This is a genomic window from Peribacillus muralis (assembly GCF_001645685.2).
Lineage (GTDB): Bacteria > Bacillota > Bacilli > Bacillales > DSM-1321 > Peribacillus > Peribacillus muralis_A.
Genome location: NZ_CP017080.1, coordinates 204,999 through 220,839 on the forward strand (window position 1 = coordinate 204,999; position 15,841 = coordinate 220,839).

General features: G+C 43.7%; 13 protein-coding genes. 5 read left to right on the forward strand and 8 right to left on the reverse strand.

The window, feature by feature from the left end; genetic code table 11:
- Window positions 1-20: 20 nt before the first annotated feature.
- Both ABE28_RS01090 and ABE28_RS01095 read left to right on the forward strand, forming a co-directional pair.
- Complete coding sequence (locus ABE28_RS01090) at window positions 21-488, forward strand: MarR family winged helix-turn-helix transcriptional regulator (protein ID WP_257390680.1); 468 nt, start codon at window positions 21-23, stop codon at window positions 486-488.
- Window positions 489-3,605, forward strand: coding sequence for an MMPL family transporter (locus ABE28_RS01095; protein WP_064462183.1), 3,117 nt, complete (start codon window positions 489-491; stop codon window positions 3,603-3,605).
- Window positions 3,606-3,874: 269 nt separating this feature from the next.
- On the opposite strand, the gene ABE28_RS01100 is transcribed toward ABE28_RS01095, so the two are convergent.
- The 4 genes from ABE28_RS01100 to nagA all read right to left on the reverse strand — a co-directional run bounded on the left by ABE28_RS01100 (window position 3,875) and on the right by nagA (window position 7,315).
- Window positions 3,875-4,600: an SIS domain-containing protein gene (locus ABE28_RS01100; RefSeq protein ID WP_064462184.1), complete on the reverse strand. Its 726-nt coding sequence runs from the start codon at window positions 4,598-4,600 to the stop codon at window positions 3,875-3,877.
- Between the two features lie 64 nt (window positions 4,601-4,664).
- Window positions 4,665-5,387 (reverse strand): GntR family transcriptional regulator, encoded by a 723-nt coding sequence (locus tag ABE28_RS01105; protein ID WP_064462185.1) that lies wholly within the window; start codon window positions 5,385-5,387, stop codon window positions 4,665-4,667.
- A gap of 15 nt (window positions 5,388-5,402) precedes the next feature.
- The gene (gene nagB / locus ABE28_RS01110; RefSeq protein ID WP_064462186.1) at window positions 5,403-6,137 is read right to left on the reverse strand and encodes a glucosamine-6-phosphate deaminase; all 735 of its coding nucleotides are present in this window, start codon (window positions 6,135-6,137) and stop codon (window positions 5,403-5,405) included.
- Window positions 6,137-7,315, reverse strand: a complete 1,179-nt coding sequence (gene nagA / locus ABE28_RS01115) for an N-acetylglucosamine-6-phosphate deacetylase (protein WP_064462187.1) — start codon at window positions 7,313-7,315, stop codon at window positions 6,137-6,139. Before nagA ends, nagB begins: the two co-directional genes overlap by 1 nt.
- A 301-nt stretch (window positions 7,316-7,616) precedes the next feature.
- Between nagA and nagE the strand changes: the two genes are divergently transcribed.
- Window positions 7,617-9,527 (forward strand): N-acetylglucosamine-specific PTS transporter subunit IIBC, encoded by a 1,911-nt coding sequence (gene nagE, locus ABE28_RS01120; protein WP_064462188.1) that lies wholly within the window; start codon window positions 7,617-7,619, stop codon window positions 9,525-9,527.
- A gap of 51 nt (window positions 9,528-9,578) precedes the next feature.
- Here nagE and ABE28_RS01125 read toward each other — a convergent pair whose 3' ends face one another.
- From ABE28_RS01125 to ABE28_RS01140, 4 genes are read right to left on the reverse strand one after another with little or no spacing between them, the layout of a single operon-like run.
- A complete protein-coding gene (locus ABE28_RS01125; protein WP_064462189.1) occupies window positions 9,579-10,409 on the reverse strand; it encodes an ABC transporter ATP-binding protein in 831 nt (276 codons plus the stop codon).
- 15 nt (window positions 10,410-10,424) lie between these two features.
- Window positions 10,425-11,447 (reverse strand): FecCD family ABC transporter permease, encoded by a 1,023-nt coding sequence (locus tag ABE28_RS01130; RefSeq protein WP_064462190.1) that lies wholly within the window; start codon window positions 11,445-11,447, stop codon window positions 10,425-10,427.
- Window positions 11,440-12,447 carry a FecCD family ABC transporter permease gene (locus ABE28_RS01135; protein ID WP_064462191.1) on the reverse strand — a complete coding sequence of 336 codons (1,008 nt, stop codon included), beginning with the start codon at window positions 12,445-12,447 and terminating at the stop codon, window positions 11,440-11,442. The genes ABE28_RS01130 and ABE28_RS01135 overlap by 8 nt, the downstream gene beginning before the upstream one ends.
- Before the next feature lie 22 nt (window positions 12,448-12,469).
- Entirely contained in the window at window positions 12,470-13,447 is a 978-nt protein-coding gene (locus tag ABE28_RS01140) for an iron-hydroxamate ABC transporter substrate-binding protein (protein WP_064462192.1), read from the reverse strand.
- 495 nt (window positions 13,448-13,942) lie between these two features.
- Here ABE28_RS01140 and ABE28_RS01145 point away from each other — a divergent pair, with 495 nt between their 5' ends.
- On the forward strand, window positions 13,943-14,797 hold the full coding sequence (locus ABE28_RS01145; protein ID WP_257390786.1) for an alpha/beta hydrolase: 855 nt from the start codon (window positions 13,943-13,945) through the stop codon (window positions 14,795-14,797).
- Between the two features lie 220 nt (window positions 14,798-15,017).
- The gene (locus tag ABE28_RS01150; RefSeq protein ID WP_064462214.1) at window positions 15,018-15,803 is read left to right on the forward strand and encodes a 2,3-dihydro-2,3-dihydroxybenzoate dehydrogenase; all 786 of its coding nucleotides are present in this window, start codon (window positions 15,018-15,020) and stop codon (window positions 15,801-15,803) included.
- The last annotated feature ends 38 nt before the right edge of the window (window positions 15,804-15,841 follow it).

A 15,841-nucleotide genomic window follows, 5' to 3' on the forward strand; every position in this document is an offset into this window, starting at 1 on the left:
AACTAATTTCGAGAGGTGAAATGATGACGAATGAAAAAATTTCTTCTTTGATAGACCGGTATATGAAGGTTTCCTTTTATGTCAACAAGATGGGGGAGTTGTTGATCAAGGATCAAATATGTGATGTGCTGACGAATGAGCAATACTACACGTTACGGTTCATTGAACAACAACGATTATGCACTTCTACGGAAATCAGCGAGGCCTTTTATATAAATAAGAGCGCCGTCACCTCCAATATCAACAGGCTTGAAGGCAAAGGGCTGATTGAGCGGGAGCAGGACCAACATGACCGGAGGGTCTTTCACTTGAAGCTTTCAAATGAAGGAGCGGCATTGTTGCATAAAACGGAACATAAGATTCATAAATTGGTCGAAGGCATCATGACGAACTTCGAATATGAAGAGATTGTTAAATTCCTGGATACATATGAGAAGCTCTCGCAAATTTTCATAGAAATGAAAAATCGGGAACTGGAGGAACTGTAAATGAGAGGGATAATAAAGGCAAGGTGGTTAGTTTTAATCATCTGGGTGGCCATTACAGCTGGTTTAATGTTTTCGGCTCCGAATATTGCAAACCTTGTTCGGGATAAAGGCCAGCTTGATGTTCCGGCAGAGTATTCCTCCGGGAAAGCCAATGAACTCATGAAAGAGCTCCAAGATGATGATGAGTCCCAGGTAGCTCTCGTATTTCATGGCGATAAGAAGCTGACATCTTCGGAACTGAAGGAAATCAAGCTCGCCATCGAAAAGCTTGAAAAGGATAAATCCAAGCTTGGCATCACGGAAATCATGACTCATTTTAAAGAGGACTCGCTAAAGGATCAGTTGGTTTCCAAGGATGGTTCAACGATCTTGGCATCCATCACGATGGCCTTGGGGGACAGGGAAGCCAAGGATGTGATCGATGCTCTTTATAAGGAACTGGAACAGGTGGATATCGAGCATTATTACACTAGCAGCTGGATGATCGATGAAGATCTTAATACCAATTCCCAAGAGGGGCTGAAAAAAACCGAAGGCATTACGGTCGTTTTCATTTTGGCTGTATTGCTGATCGTCTTCCGCTCAGTGGTGACACCGATCATTCCGTTAATCACCGTAGGCTTTACGTATTTATGTTCACAATCCATCGTTTCATTCTTGGTCGATCGATGGGACTTTCCAATTTCATCTTACACACAAATATTCCTTGTCTGCATTTTATTTGGAATCGGCACCGATTATTGCATTTTGTTGCTTAGTCGGTTCAAGGAGGAGTTGTCTGCCCAGGAGTCATTGGTCGAGGCTATCGTGGAGACATATCGAACGGCAGGAAAGACGGTTTTCTTCAGCGGGCTGACCGTAATGATTGGCTTTGCGGCAATCGGTTTCTCTACTTTTAAGCTGTATCAATCTGCTGCAGCCGTCGCGATCGGGGTATTCATATTGCTGCTTGCCCTTTATACGATCGTTCCATTTTTCATGGCGGTTTTAGGCAAAAGGTTATTTTGGCCTGCAAAAGGGAAGCTTGCGCATAGTGAAAGTAAGTTATGGGGGATTCTTGGGAATTTTTCTTTGAATCGTCCCGTATTGGCGTTAGTGATCGTTGCAATCATTTGCGTGCCATTTTTGTTCGTATATGATGGGGACATTTCCTATAACTCCCTAGAGGAAGCAGGCGATGATGTTCCTTCGATCATGGCATTTAACATCATTTCCGACGAATTCGGACCGGGACAGTCGATGCCAACACAAATCGTCATAAAAAATGACGAACGGATGGACTCGGAGGATTATGTCGCGCTCGCAGAGAAAATCGGTCAGGAAGTAGCCAAGGTCGATCAAGTCGATTTAGTGCGATCCATGACCCGCCCGGCAGGAGAGCCCATTAAGGACCTATTTGTCTCCAATCAAGCTGAAACGCTGGAAAAAGGCATCGGGGAAGGTAATGACGGGATCAAAGAAATCAGTGACGGGTTAAAAACGGCAGGCAATGAGCTCTCCGATTCAGGACCGCGCTTGAAGCAAGCGACGGACGGGATAGGGGGACTCATTTCCGGCACTGATGAGTTAAAGAGCGGTGTAGGTCAGGTGGAGAAAGCATTAACGAGCATTGAAGCGGGAATGCGTGACGGGTCTTCCGGAACAGCTGATATAAAAGCCGGGCTGAATGAAGTGAAGGCCAACTTGGAGAAGCTGGCTGCCGGAAGCGAAAAGCTTCTCGGGGGCTATCGGCAATCCGCTAATGGCCTGACTGAGCTGACGAATGGTTATAAACAGATTCAAACGAATTTGACGTCTGTGTCTCAAAGTCTGGCTGGTTTAAATCCTTCCTTCGAGCAAGTGGAAGGGGCACATCCTGAATTACAGGCAGATGCCTCTTATCAAAAAATCAAGCAAACCGTACAAGGGGCGCAGAGTGGCTTGGATCCCATGGCAGCAGGACTTTCCGAGCTCAATCGGAATCTTGGCGCAGTGTCAGGTGGTTTGAATGCGGCAAACAAAAATATGGCAGGAATCGTAAACGGGCAGAATGCTCTAGGGAGCGGGCTGAACCGATTGATTTCAGGTGTGGATGACTTACAAAAAGGTCTAAGCACGATGGCCAATGGTCAGGGTGAAGTCATTAATAATTTGTCACAATTCAAAGGCGGGCTAACTAACCTCAACAATGGGCAGCAAGAACTCCTGAATGGTTTTTCAAGCCTTGGCGGGCAGCTTACCGATTTGGAAGATGGTTTGAATCAAAGCGCAGATGGCCTGAATGAAGTGCATGATGGATTATCGTCTGCACAAGGATATTTATCCGGGTTGGCAAAAACGGATAAAACGGTAACAGGCATGTACATTCCAAAGGAAGTAGTGGAAAGCAAAGAATTTGGTGAAGCATTGAACGCGTACTTATCCGAGGATGGTAAAGTGATGACAATGGATGTGGTCTTCAAGGAGAATCCATATTCCAATGAAGCGATCGAGCAAATCGACTCGCTCGAGGAAACGGTAGAAAGGGTCACAAAAGGTACAAAGCTTGAAAATGCGCAGGTGGCAATAGGGGGAATCACAAGTACCCATCATGACTTGAGCATAATGTCCGAGGCTGATTTTTCACGCACTGTCATTCTGATGCTATCGGGGATTGCAATCATTCTCTTTTTCATGCTGCGTTCCCTGGTGATGCCGATTTACCTGATTGTGTCGCTCGTTTTGACATATTATACAGCTGCAGCGATAACAGAATTGATTTTTGTGAATATTCTTGGTTATGCAGGCATCGGCTGGGCGGTACCTTTCTTTGCCTTCGTCATCCTGATCGCCCTGGGCATTGACTATAGCATTTTCTTGATGGATCGTTTTAATGAAATGAAAGATAAACCGGTGAAGGAAGCGATGCGGCTGTCAATGAGTAAAATGGGGACAGTGATCATCTCTGCGGCTGTCATTCTTGGCGGGACGTTTGCTGCCATGATGCCTGCGGGAGTTTTATCACTCTTGGAAATTGCCACATTAATTTTGGTCGGGCTTGGCTTATATGCGTTCGTCATCTTGCCGCTGTTCATTCCGGTAATGGTTGCAACGTTTGGAAACGCGAATTGGTGGCCATTTTTGAAAAACAAGGAATGAACGTAATGTAAAGAAGATACCCATTCGGATGTTTAGCAAGCAGAAAAAAATAGTGAACGGCCGGAAAAAGTGCGTAAAAGGACGAAAAAACTGCATGAATGGCCGGAAAAAGTGCGTAAAAGGACGAAAAAACTGCATGAATGGCCGGAAAAAGCGCGTCAAAGGACGAAAAAACTGCGTGAACGGCCGGAAAACTGCATGAACGGCCGAAATTGGCTACAAGTAAGAAGGCATCCAATAGGATGCCTTCTTTAACTATGTATTTCATTTCATAATTGGGGAATTCTTGTTTTATATTTCGCGATGAGTTGTTGATTGTGTTCATCGGCCCCTTCGATATTGCTGCTTAGGAATACTGGGGGGGTCACTCCTGATTCAATGATCGTTTCAATGACTTCTGTGAAGATCATGTTTAGGAGGACGGCGCCGGTTACGGTCGATCCAGATCCAAATGTAATATTGTTCGATTTCAGCAAAGTATCGCCTTTGGAAATATGGTTATCTATGACTAAATCCACAACATCATGGAGATAAAGCTTTTGTTTATGCCTGGATGGACAACTCGCTGCATACTCGGGAGAGGTCAATCCTATGATAAAGGCGCCTTTTTCCTTGGCGATTATAGCGACATCGATCGGGACGGGATTGACACCTGAGGATGAAATGACGATGCAAACATCACCAGGACGAATATCTTCACCCTGCATGAATTTTTCTGATAAATCATTTTGCCGTTCAAGTTGCGATGATCTTGATGCCCCTTTGAAAAGCATTAAATCTTCAACGAATATCGGCCGGATGGCAGCCAATCCGCCTGCCCTGTAGAATACCTCTTCCGTCAAAATGTGGGAATGTCCACTTCCGAATAAATGGACGATTCCGTCAGACATGATGCAAGTTGATATTCTTTCCACAGCTTCATTCATTGCTTGCTTTTCCTTTTCTACAACAGTGGAAAGTAGAGCCTGCACTTCTTTGAAATATGAGTTCATTATGTGACACCCTCCATTGGTTATAGTGATGAATGGTCCTATTTGAAATCAGCAAAAACGATCGAGGTTATCTGGTAATGGTGATGGTAAACTTATATCTGTCCGCCCGATATGCTGATTTAACAAATTCAAGTGGAGTTCCATCGATCAGGTACGTGTTCCTTTGAATGAATAATATGGGTGAGTGTTTGGGAATTGCCAAATGGGCGATTTCCAAATCGGAAGCTATCGATGATTCCAACGTTTGTGTGGCATAATCTATTTTAAGTTTAACGTAATTCTCGACATATTGGTAAAGCGAAAGGTTAATGATTTCTTCCGTTAACCCTTTGATTAGATTAGCGGACATGTACACCGTTTCGAGTGCCATTGGGACATCATCGGCCAAGCGAATCCGTTTGATTTCATAAACGGGTGCATAAAGGGAAATATTCAATTCATTGGCGATTTTCTTATTAGCCGGAATGATTTCGAAGCTCAGCAGCCTGCTGCTCGGGTTCAGGCCCCTTGCCTTCATATCCTCTGTAAAGCTGGTCAGCCCATTAAGCTGCTGCTCCAGCTTCTTATCGGCGACAAAGGTACCCCTGCCTTTTTGTCGGTATAGATATCCATCATTAACCAAATTATTTATCGCCTGCCGCACGGTCATCCGGCTGATTTCGAATTGCTCGGCATATTCACGTTCGGATGGCAGGGCACTGTGCGCTTGGAACTCACCGTTTTCTATTTGTTTTTTTATTTGTTCTTCGATTTGAAAATAAATCGGAAGAGGTGAGTTTTTATCAATCATCGATTTTCGCTCCTTTTAGGGCATTACCACGCCTGATAACGCTTTTTGGTCTGCGATAATTGTAACATTATTATGTTTTTTTAGGATAGAGGCAGGGAATTCCTCAGTAATTTCACCATCGATCAGCCTCTTCAACGTTTCGGCTTTTTCTTCACCTGATATCAGCAGGAGGATTTGCTTGCTTTTCATGATTGTGGAAATCCCCATCGTCATTGCATGTGTGGGAACATCATCGATGGAATCGAAATAACGGGCATTCGCTTGCCGTGTTGAGTCTTCAAGTGTCACTACATGCGTACCGGACGTGAAAGAAGTTCCAGGCTCATTGAAACCGATATGTCCATTTTGCCCAATACCAAGTATTTGGAGGTCAATCCCGCCCAAGGAATCGATCCTTTCGTCATACCGCTTGCACTCTTCGTCGGTATTCTCCGGTGTGCCATTTGGAACGAAGGTACGTTCTTTATTGATATCAATATGATTGAACAGGGAATCATTCATATAAAAATGATAACTGTTCGGATCGTTTGGTTTTAAGCCGATATACTCATCAAGGTTAAAGGATGTTACTTGCTCATAAGAAGTATGATTACGAGCATGGTCTTCGATCAAGCTATCGTACATCCCTTTAGGTGTACCGCCCGTTGCCAGGCCGAGAATGATTTCTGGATTGCCTTTAACCTTTCCGATTACTATTTCTGCTGCCGTCCTGCTCATTTCTGTGTAGTCATTCACACTAATGATATTCATTATACATTCTCCTTTTTATAAGCTATTTTCCCTCTGCAGAACGTCATTTCAACGTCCAAATCTTTGTTTAAGATGACAAGGTCTGCATCTTTTCCAACACGGATGCTGCCTTTCTTATCAAATATCCGAAGCTGCTTGGCGGGATTTTCTGCCGTCATTTTTATAATGTCAGTCATGGAGCAACCTGTATATTGCATTGTATTCTTAATGGCATCGTTCATTTTCAATATACTGCCGGCCAGTGTCCCATCTGGAAGCGTTGCTTTCGTTTCGTCAACATACACATCTTGGCCGCCCAAGTCGTAGGTGCCTTTTTCAAGCCATTTGGCACGAAGCGAGTCGGTGATCAGGATCATGCGATTGCTGGTAATTTGATCAAATGCCAACTTCACCATCTCAGGCCTGCAATGTATGCCGTCCGTGATAAGTTCCACGAATAACTCGTCACGAAGGTAAGCGGCGCCCAATACGCCAGGCTCACGGTGATGGAGCCCCCTCATCCCGTTATATAGATGTGTCACATGTGTAGTCCCTGCTTCAATTGCTTCACTTATTTGGTCATATGTCGCATCGGAATGTCCAATGGAGGCTACGACGCCTGTTTCCTTTAAGTGTCGAGCAAGCTCCAATCCGTTTGGTTGTTCAGGTGCAAGCGTTACAAGCTTGATATGGTTTTGGGCAAGCAACTGCCACCGCTTGAAGAGCGAGACATCGGGATCGACGATGAAATCTTCAGGCTGTGCCCCTTTCCGGGCTGGTGAAATGAAGGGACCTTCCAAATGTATCCCGACTATTTCAGCATGATCATCGTTTTGCTCGTCAATATACGTACCCGCGTTAAGCAGTGCGGATTCGATGGCATCCGCCGATTGCGTCATCGTGGTTGCCAGAAAGCTGGTTGTCCCTTCTTTTGGAAGAGTCTTTGCCATCGTCGTCAATGCCTCATATGTGGCATCCATGGCATCGGCTTTGGCCGCGCCGTGGATATGAACATCAATGGCACCGGGAATAACCTGGTATTCTGATGAAAGCGTAATGACCTCGGCACCCTCATCATGCTTACATTGGCTGGCGGGGCCCACTTCGGCAATTTGCCCGTCCACGATTTTAATGTACCCATCTTTGTATGTTTCCTTTTCGCTATGAACCATTAGATTATTAATAATGAATGTTTTCATACATAATCTCCTTTATGAAAGTGAAACGTAATGAAAGAGTCACGAATTGGTCTCACATATTTTGCTCTAATTTTATCGCTTTTATCAAAAGTTGTCTAGACCAGTTGATGTATATAAGAATAATAAATGGGAACTTTGCGTTATTTTTGAAGTATATAAGTTATTTTTCGAAAAAATTGGTATAGACATCTATATATTTTCTATGCTAGTATATCCAATGAAAAGATATTATTTTGGTAAAATGAAAACGCTTAATACAACTTTTTGTTGATCAAAGATAGGTATAAGGGAGATGAGTTAGATGTTAGGTTTTTTACAAAAGATTGGGAAAGCTTTAATGCTTCCGATTGCCGTTTTACCAGCAGCGGCTATATTGCTTCGTTTAGGGCAACCGGATTTACTGGATATTGCCTTTATGGCAGCTGCGGGAAAAGCGATATTTGATAATCTTGCCTTACTATTCGCTTTAGGAATCGCAATTGGGTTATCTAAAGACGGCAGCGGTGCCGCGGCATTGGCCGGACTTGTTGGTTATTTTGTTTTGACGAATGGAACGCAAGCGATCAATAAAGATATCGATATGGCCGTTTTAGGCGGAATCATATCAGGTATAGTGGCTGCTCTTCTATATAATAGATTCTCTGATATAAGGCTTCCCGAATGGTTGGGGTTCTTCTCAGGGAAACGATTCGTCCCGATCATCACATCGCTGGCGATGATCATACTTGCCGGGATATTCGGCATTGTATGGCCGCCGATTCAAGATGGTATCAATAATATTGGTGACTGGATCACAGGGGCAGGAGCACTTGGTGCTGGCGTATTCGGCGTATTGAATCGCTTATTGCTTCCTGTTGGCCTGCATCATGTTTTGAATAGCATGGTTTGGTTCGTTTTTGGTGAATTTAATGGTGCAACCGGTGATATAAACCGTTTCTTCGCTGGAGATCCAACTGCCGGACCTTTCATGACGGGATTCTTCCCAATCATGATGTTCGGACTGCCAGCAGCCGCTTTGGCGATGATTGCTGCTGCCAAGAAAGAGAAGCGTAAATTGGTAACAGGGATGCTTGTCGGATTGGCCTTCACATCTTTCTTAACAGGGATTACTGAACCGATCGAATTCCTGTTCATGTTCATCGCTCCAGTATTATATGTCATCCATGCGCTATTAACAGGGGTCTCCTTGGCACTGGCCGTCATGCTGGATATCCATCATGGATTCGGATTCTCGGCAGGGGCGATCGATTATGTCCTGAACTTCGGTATTGCACAAAAACCATTATGGTTAATACCGATCGGCTTAGTGTACGCGGCCGTGTACTTCGTGATATTCTATTTCGTCATCAAAATCATGGATTTGAAAACACCGGGCCGTGAAGATGATGAGGAAGAAGCAGAAGAAGAAACATTTGTGAAAACAGGAGATAAATATACCGATATGGGATCACTTTTCATTCAAGATCTTGGCGGTGAAGAAAACATAAAAGTAATCGATAACTGTGCAACACGCTTACGTCTGGAAGTTGCCGATTCAGCAAATGTAAATGAAGCGGCATTAAAAAGGCACGGTGCACGCGGTGTCATGAAGTTAAATAAATCAAGTGTACAAGTCATTGTCGGTACGAATGTCGAGTTCGTTGCCAATGCAATGAAACAACTTGTCAAAAACGGCGTCACTCCAAGCCAGGTGAAAATGGCTCCAACGGCACAGGCGGAAGAGGATAAAAGCGCAGGAAACCAAGCTTTAGGCGCAAATGATTTTGTCCTTCCAATTGAAGGGACCGTGTTACCGATCGAAGAAGTTCCGGATCAAGTGTTCGCGATGAAAATGATGGGTGACGGCTTTGCGATCGAGCCAGCCAATGGAAAACTAGTATCCCCAATCGATGGGGAAGTGCTCAGTATCTTCCCGACCAATCATGCATTGGGCTTGAAAATGGATAACGGTTTGGAAATTCTGATTCATGTGGGCTTGGATACGGTTAAATTAAATGGAGAAGGCTTTACACCTCTTGTGAAGGAAGGCCAAAGGATAACAAAGGGAACTCCGCTTTTGGATATCGATCTTGAATTCGTAAAACGGAATGCACCGTCTACCGTCACACCTATCATCTTCACTAATTTATCCGAAGGAACGGCTGTGAAATTGCAAAAGTCGGGATCTCAGAAACATAATACACCAGACATCATCCGCTTGGAAAAGCATTGATGGTTGGACATGAAAAAAGGCGGTCGACGATGTCGACTGCCTTTTTTATGGTTAATTGGATAAAACGGCTTCTTTAAATGTTTCCTGCGTTTCTTGCTGTGAAAGATTGTCATACCCGAAACAAACAGGGGCGCCATTGGCAGGATCGATCATGACCCTTGCATCAATCCGAAACACTTCTTCGAGAACGGCAGGTGTAATGATTTCTGCAGGCGACCCGATTTTAATGATTTCTCCTTCTTTCATCGTGATGATTTCATGTGAAAACCGGGACGCGTGGTTAATATCATGCAAGACCATGACAGTCGTTATTTTTTGTTCTTTATTAAGCTTTTCAACGATTTGCAGAACCTCTAGTTGATGGGCCATATCAAGGTAGGTGGTCGGCTCATCCAATAACAAAATCTCCGTTTTCTGTGCCAAAGCCATTGCCAGCCATACCTTTTGTCTTTGACCGCCGGATAAATTGGCGATTTGCCGGTTTCGGAATGATAGGGTCTTGGTAATATCCATGGCCCATTCAATCGTTTCTTTATCTTCCTTCGTCAGTTTATTTACATTATTACGGTGTGGATACCTGCCATAGGAAATGAGTTCTTCCACCATCAGTTGGGCAGGAGCGACCGGGTTTTGGGGGAGCAATGCCAGCTGCTTGGCAATCTCCTTTGTGTGGATTTTATGTAAATCCTGTCCTTGTAAAAAGACGCTTCCGCTTTTTTGTTTTAAAATCCGGCCTATTGTTTTCAATAAAGTGGACTTACCGCAGCCATTTGGTCCGATGATGGTTGTGACCAGGCCTTCTTTTATTTCCAAATTCAAGTCTTTGAATACCGTGAATTTCTCGTAATTCGTTTCTAAATTTTCCATACGGAGAATACTCACTGCTCATCTCTCCTTCTATGCTTTAGCTTTTATTAGTAAATAAAGAAAATACGGGACACCAATGATGGAGATGACGATCCCGACTGGCAATTCTGCCGGTGCAAAAACAGTTTTTGCAATGAAGTCGGATGCGATTACCAGAAGTGCGCCGATTGCCCCGGATACCGGGATCACCTGATTATGATGGATCCCTACAAGATGCTTTGCGATGTGGGGAGCCATTAAACCGACGAAACCGATATTCCCGGAAACGGAAACGGAGGCACCCACCAATCCAATGCTGCATAGTAAAAGGATGATCGTTTCCTTTTCTACGGAAATCCCCAAACTTTTAACACTCGATTCTTCGAGCTGATACAAATCAAGTAAATAAGCTTTTTTCTTAATGATCGGAATCAGGATTATCATCCATGGTAACATGGATGCGATGTATTTCCAGTTCGCATCATATATCGTTCCTGAGAGCCAAACCGTTGCCATTTCAAAATCGGTCGATTTCATTTTTAATGACAAATATAAGGAAAGGGCACCGAAAGCGGAGCCTATAGCGATTCCGGTCAGTAAAAGGCGGCTCATGTCCAGGGACCCATTCTTCCAAGAGAATATGAAAATCAACAGTGCTGCCAAAAGACCTCCCACCAAACCGAACAACGGCAAACTCATGATGGAGAACCAGTCAGAGCCACTGGTTTGACCTTGATAGAAAAACATGAATATGACAATGGCTGTCCCGGCGCCGGCATTGATGCCGAGAATGCCGGAATCGGCCAAGCCATTTTTCGTAACCCCTTGAATGACAGTACCTGCAATTCCTAAGCTTACTCCCACCAAGCCGGCGATCACGATGCGGGGGAGCCTGAAATCAAAGATGACCAAATCATGATCGGGCACTGGATTCACCCTGAATAAGGTCTGAAGGACAGCCTTGACGGTCATGTCGAATGTACCGGATATCAAGCTGAAATAGCTGGTAACAACGATTAAACAGGAAATGATGGTCATCGTTAGGGTGAAGCGCCACCGTGTATTCTTAACCATTCTTTTCTCCTCCTCTCGTTCTTATTAAGTACAGGAAGAAAGGAATGCCGATCAGGGAAGTTACGACTCCTATGGGGGTTTCGAATGGATAATTGACAAACCGGCTCAAGACGTCGCATAGAGCTAGGAAAACTGCACCAATTACCCCTGCACATGGAACGATCCATTTATAATCAATCCCGATCAAAAACCGGGTGATGTGGGGGATGATAAGGCCAACAAAGCCGATTTTTCCTACAAGCGCCACGGCGATTCCCGTTAAGCAGATCACGGAAAGGAGGGCCACCGCTTTCACTACTCTCGTACGCTGACCTAAATTGATGGAAATTTCTTCGCCTAAAGATAAGATCGTAACGGATTTTGAGATGGATAGGGCGAGGATGATCCCCACCATTCCACATGGTATAGCTAGTTTTAGTACATTGGGATCAATCTGGTGCAACCTCGAGTTGTACCAAAAACTTACATTCTGGGAAATTTGGAAATAGGATGCTATGGCAGCGGAAATACTGCTTAAAAATGTCCCGATCACAGTCCCGATTATCGCTAATCGAACAGGTGATAACCCATTTGGGAGCAGTGATCCAAAACCAAAGACAATTCCGGCCCCCAATGCAGAACCTAACATGGAAAAGAGGATCATTTGGAATGAAGACATACCTGGAGCAAATACCATACAGAGTGTAATCACGAACGCAGAGCCATCCGTCACTCCCATAATTGAAGGGGATGCAAGATAATTTCTTGTCATCCCCTGCATGAGTGCTCCTGATATGGCTAAAAATGCCCCGACGAGAAGGGCACCCAAAACTCTTGGCAAACGAGAAGACATAATGATCGTATGGTCAACGTTCGCCGAGTCATAGTGGAAAATGGCATTCCATACCGTTATGGAATCTATATTTTTGGCACCATATAAAATCGATAAAACGATGGAAAAGCAAATCAATAGAGGTGCCATACAAAGAATTATTATAGGTAATGAATTTGTTTTGGCCATATCAATCAACGCACCTTACAATTTATTTAGCTAAATCTTCCGTCGCAGCTTTCAGGAAAGCAGTTTTGCTCCAAGCCGTTCCACCTTGAGCAAGAGGATCAACCGAGTTTACAAACACTTTATTTTCTTTTACTGCCGTGATGCTCTTCCAAATGGAGTTGTTTTCCAGATCTTTTAAAGCTTCCGGTTTTTGTGCATTTTCACTTTCAGAGAATTGCAAGAAAACATAATCTGGATCAAGTTCAGCGAATTTTTCCAAAGAAATCATTTCTTGTGCTTTAATAGGTTTAATTTCTTCAGGAACAGTCAAGCCTAGGTCTTTATAAACGACTGGATTGAAGTAAACATCCTGAGGATATAGGAAGAGGCTTCCGTTCCGGATCCTTACCACTAATACCTTTTTGTCCTTCAGTTTTCCACCGAGTTCCACTTTTGCTTTCGCAGCGTCATCATTATAGGTTGTAATGATTTTTTCAGCTTCTTCTTTTTTACCTGTAAGGCTGGCCATTAACCGCAGGTTCGCTTCCCAATTAGTCGAAATATGAGAATATGGGAATGTTGGCGCCACTTTGTCTAACTGCTCCGTTACGTTCGCCGGAGATTTAGAAGACCACATGATTACATCGGGCTTCATCCCGAGAAGAGTTTCATAGTTTGGCTGCATTTTTTCACCGATTGACTCTGCACCAGCAAGGTCCTTCGCTAAATATTCAGGAATTTCCCCGCCTACAGTAACGACACCCGTTGGCTTAACTCCCAATATGGCCGCATCCTCCATCGACTCCAAGCTAGCAGTGGCAATACTGGTGACTTTGGCTGGGATTGTATACTCTTTATCCAAATATGTAACGGTTTGGGTCTTCGCTTCTTTTTTTGCAGTGGTTTCTGTCTCTTTGCTTTTTTGTGAAGAATCCACGGAAGTCTTTTCGGCATTACCGCAAGCTCCTAGTCCTAAACTGAATACCGTAGCCATTCCAAGTACGAATAATTGCTTTTTCATTAGTCGATTCCCCTTTTAAAATATATTAAATATCATTTATCGCTGCCTTATGGGATCAAAAGAATGAATCCCATTTTGGTGAAAATCTAGTTTCACTTCCTTTTCCCGTTGAAATTAATAATAGCTTAACATAATAATGTGTGTTAATGATAACGATTATCATTATCATCATCACACGATATTAAATATATAATTAATCTTCCGATATTTCAAGAATAATTTTCCAAACTATACTTTTTGTTTGAATTTCCCACTAAAGAAAGATGGGAAAACACGCTGTAATAGGAGATGTAGTAATCTTTATTGTAAATTATGGTAAAAAATGAATATAGATAGTTGATATATTCAGTGAGAAGGATTATCATTATCGAAGTCATGGTAATCTTTCTCAATTTGAACCTTTAAAATTATGCTTGGTCACAGTTCATTTCGAAAATAGCAAATTAGATTACTAGTAATATGGTGGGGGAGTTCGATTGGATGATACATAAAAAAATGGATACAAGCGCAACGAGTACGACGGCTGGAAGCGGAGAAGTTACGATAAAAGGAACAGAGCGGAGCATCATGCATTCAAGCACTGGGAATCGTGAGTTTAACATCTTCGTATCCAAGCCGCAGGAAGAGCCGCCACCCTCAGGATATCCGGTCATTTATTTACTTGATGCAAACTCGGTGTTCGGGACCATGGTTGAGGCGGTACGGTTGCAATCACGACGACCAGAGAAGTCGGGTGTGGTTCCTGCCATAATCGTGGGCATTGGTTATCGCACCAATGGACCATTTTCTTCTGAGCGTTATTACGATTTTACATTACCGGTGGCTGCTACCGAATTACCTGAAAGACCGGATGGAAGTCCTTGGCCTGCACATGGGGGCGCGGAAAACTTCCTGAAATTCATCGAAGAAGATTTAAAACCTGAAATCGGTAACAGGTACAAGATCGATCATGATAGCCAAACCTTATTCGGACATTCCCTTGGCGGACTTTTCGCTTTATATGTTTTATATACAAATCCATATGCATTCAAAAATTACATAGCTGGAAGCCCATCCCTTCATTGGAACAAGAATTGGTTCCACGAGGAAGAAGGCACGTTCCTTTCCAGGCTGAAACAAGGAGACGGGGATATTTCCATAATGCTTGGAGTGGGGGAGCAAGAAGGCACGCATAAAAGCGGCATGAATGAAAATGCACGGGAATTAGCGACACGTTTATCCATCATCGAGAGCGGAATGAACGTTCAATTCAAGGAGTTCGAAGAGGAAGGGCACCTTTCCGTTTTACCGCCTTTGATTAACAGGGCCTTGCGTTTTGCATTGCATCGAAATGTGCCAGGTGGTGAATAGGACTTTCTGATTAAATCAGCAAAAGGTACTTGACCATCAAGTTTTTAATATATATCATTTACCTGTAGATTCCAATTGATAATGATTATCATTATTAGTTGGATTCTTGCGTTTTGCAGCATTAGTTAATGGTTTATGCCGTGTATCGCCCCAGATTAGAGGGTGATGGAAATTGAGCTACTATACATTGAAAATTTGAAGTGGGAAAGGGAGTGTCATGGTGGACTTTTTGGAATGCAGTGGGAAAGTTGCGCTTGTAACGGGAGGTGCCCAAGGGATCGGAGCCGCAGTCGTACATGCCTTGGCAAAGCTGGGTATGGTGGTTGCGGCAATTGATTATAATGCCGAAAAGCTAAATGGCCACGTGAATGAATTGAAATCTCAAGGGTTGGATGTACATGCTTATGCGGCTGATGTAAGTGACGGTCGTGCAATCGTTGGCATAGTCGATGAAATTGAACGTGATATCGGACCTATTGAGACATTGGTCAATGTCGCGGGGGTCCTGCGTACAGGATTGATCGAATCGTTCAGTGACCAAGATTGGGAAAAGATATTTGCCGTCAATACCACTGGTGTTTTTAATGTCTCCCGTTCAGTGAGCACATACATGATGGCGAGGAAAAGGGGTTCGATCGTAACGGTGGGATCCAACGCAGCAAGCGTCCCTAGAATTTCACTGGGCGCGTATGCAGCATCAAAAGCAGCTGCCGTCATGTTCACTAAATGCCTAGGGCTGGAATTGGCCCAATATAATATTCGCTGTAACATCGTCTCGCCAGGATCTACGGATACGGAGATGCAGTGGTCGATGTGGAACGACGATAATGGCGCACAAGCGGTTATCAATGGGATGCCCGAGACATACAAAGTAGGAATACCACTGAATAAAATAGCCTTGCCTTCCGATATTGTCGACGCCATTTTGTTTTTCATATCCAATCAATCGAATCATATTACGATGAGTAATTTATGTGTGGATGGCGGGGCCACTTTAGGTGCTTGATGCAGATCATTCATTTTCGGTCTGAATATTACGTGAAT

Bases quoted from the DNA above. Each gene is read 5' to 3' on its own strand.
- ABE28_RS01090 (WP_257390680.1), top strand. From the start codon at position 21: ATGATGACGAATGAAAAAATTTCTTCTTTGATAGACCGGTATATGAAG.
- ABE28_RS01095 (WP_064462183.1), top strand. From the start codon at position 489: ATGAGAGGGATAATAAAGGCAAGGTGGTTAGTTTTAATCATCTGGGTG.
- ABE28_RS01105 (WP_064462185.1), bottom strand. From the start codon at position 5,387: ATGATTGATAAAAACTCACCTCTTCCGATTTATTTTCAAATCGAAGAA.
- nagB (WP_064462186.1), bottom strand. From the start codon at position 6,137: ATGAATATCATTAGTGTGAATGACTACACAGAAATGAGCAGGACGGCA.
- nagA (WP_064462187.1), bottom strand. From the start codon at position 7,315: ATGAAAACATTCATTATTAATAATCTAATGGTTCATAGCGAAAAGGAA.
- nagE (WP_064462188.1), top strand. From the start codon at position 7,617: ATGTTAGGTTTTTTACAAAAGATTGGGAAAGCTTTAATGCTTCCGATT.
- ABE28_RS01130 (WP_064462190.1), bottom strand. From the start codon at position 11,447: ATGGTTAAGAATACACGGTGGCGCTTCACCCTAACGATGACCATCATT.
- ABE28_RS01135 (WP_064462191.1), bottom strand. From the start codon at position 12,447: ATGGCCAAAACAAATTCATTACCTATAATAATTCTTTGTATGGCACCT.
- ABE28_RS01140 (WP_064462192.1), bottom strand. From the start codon at position 13,447: ATGAAAAAGCAATTATTCGTACTTGGAATGGCTACGGTATTCAGTTTA.
- ABE28_RS01145 (WP_257390786.1), top strand. From the start codon at position 13,943: ATGGATACAAGCGCAACGAGTACGACGGCTGGAAGCGGAGAAGTTACG.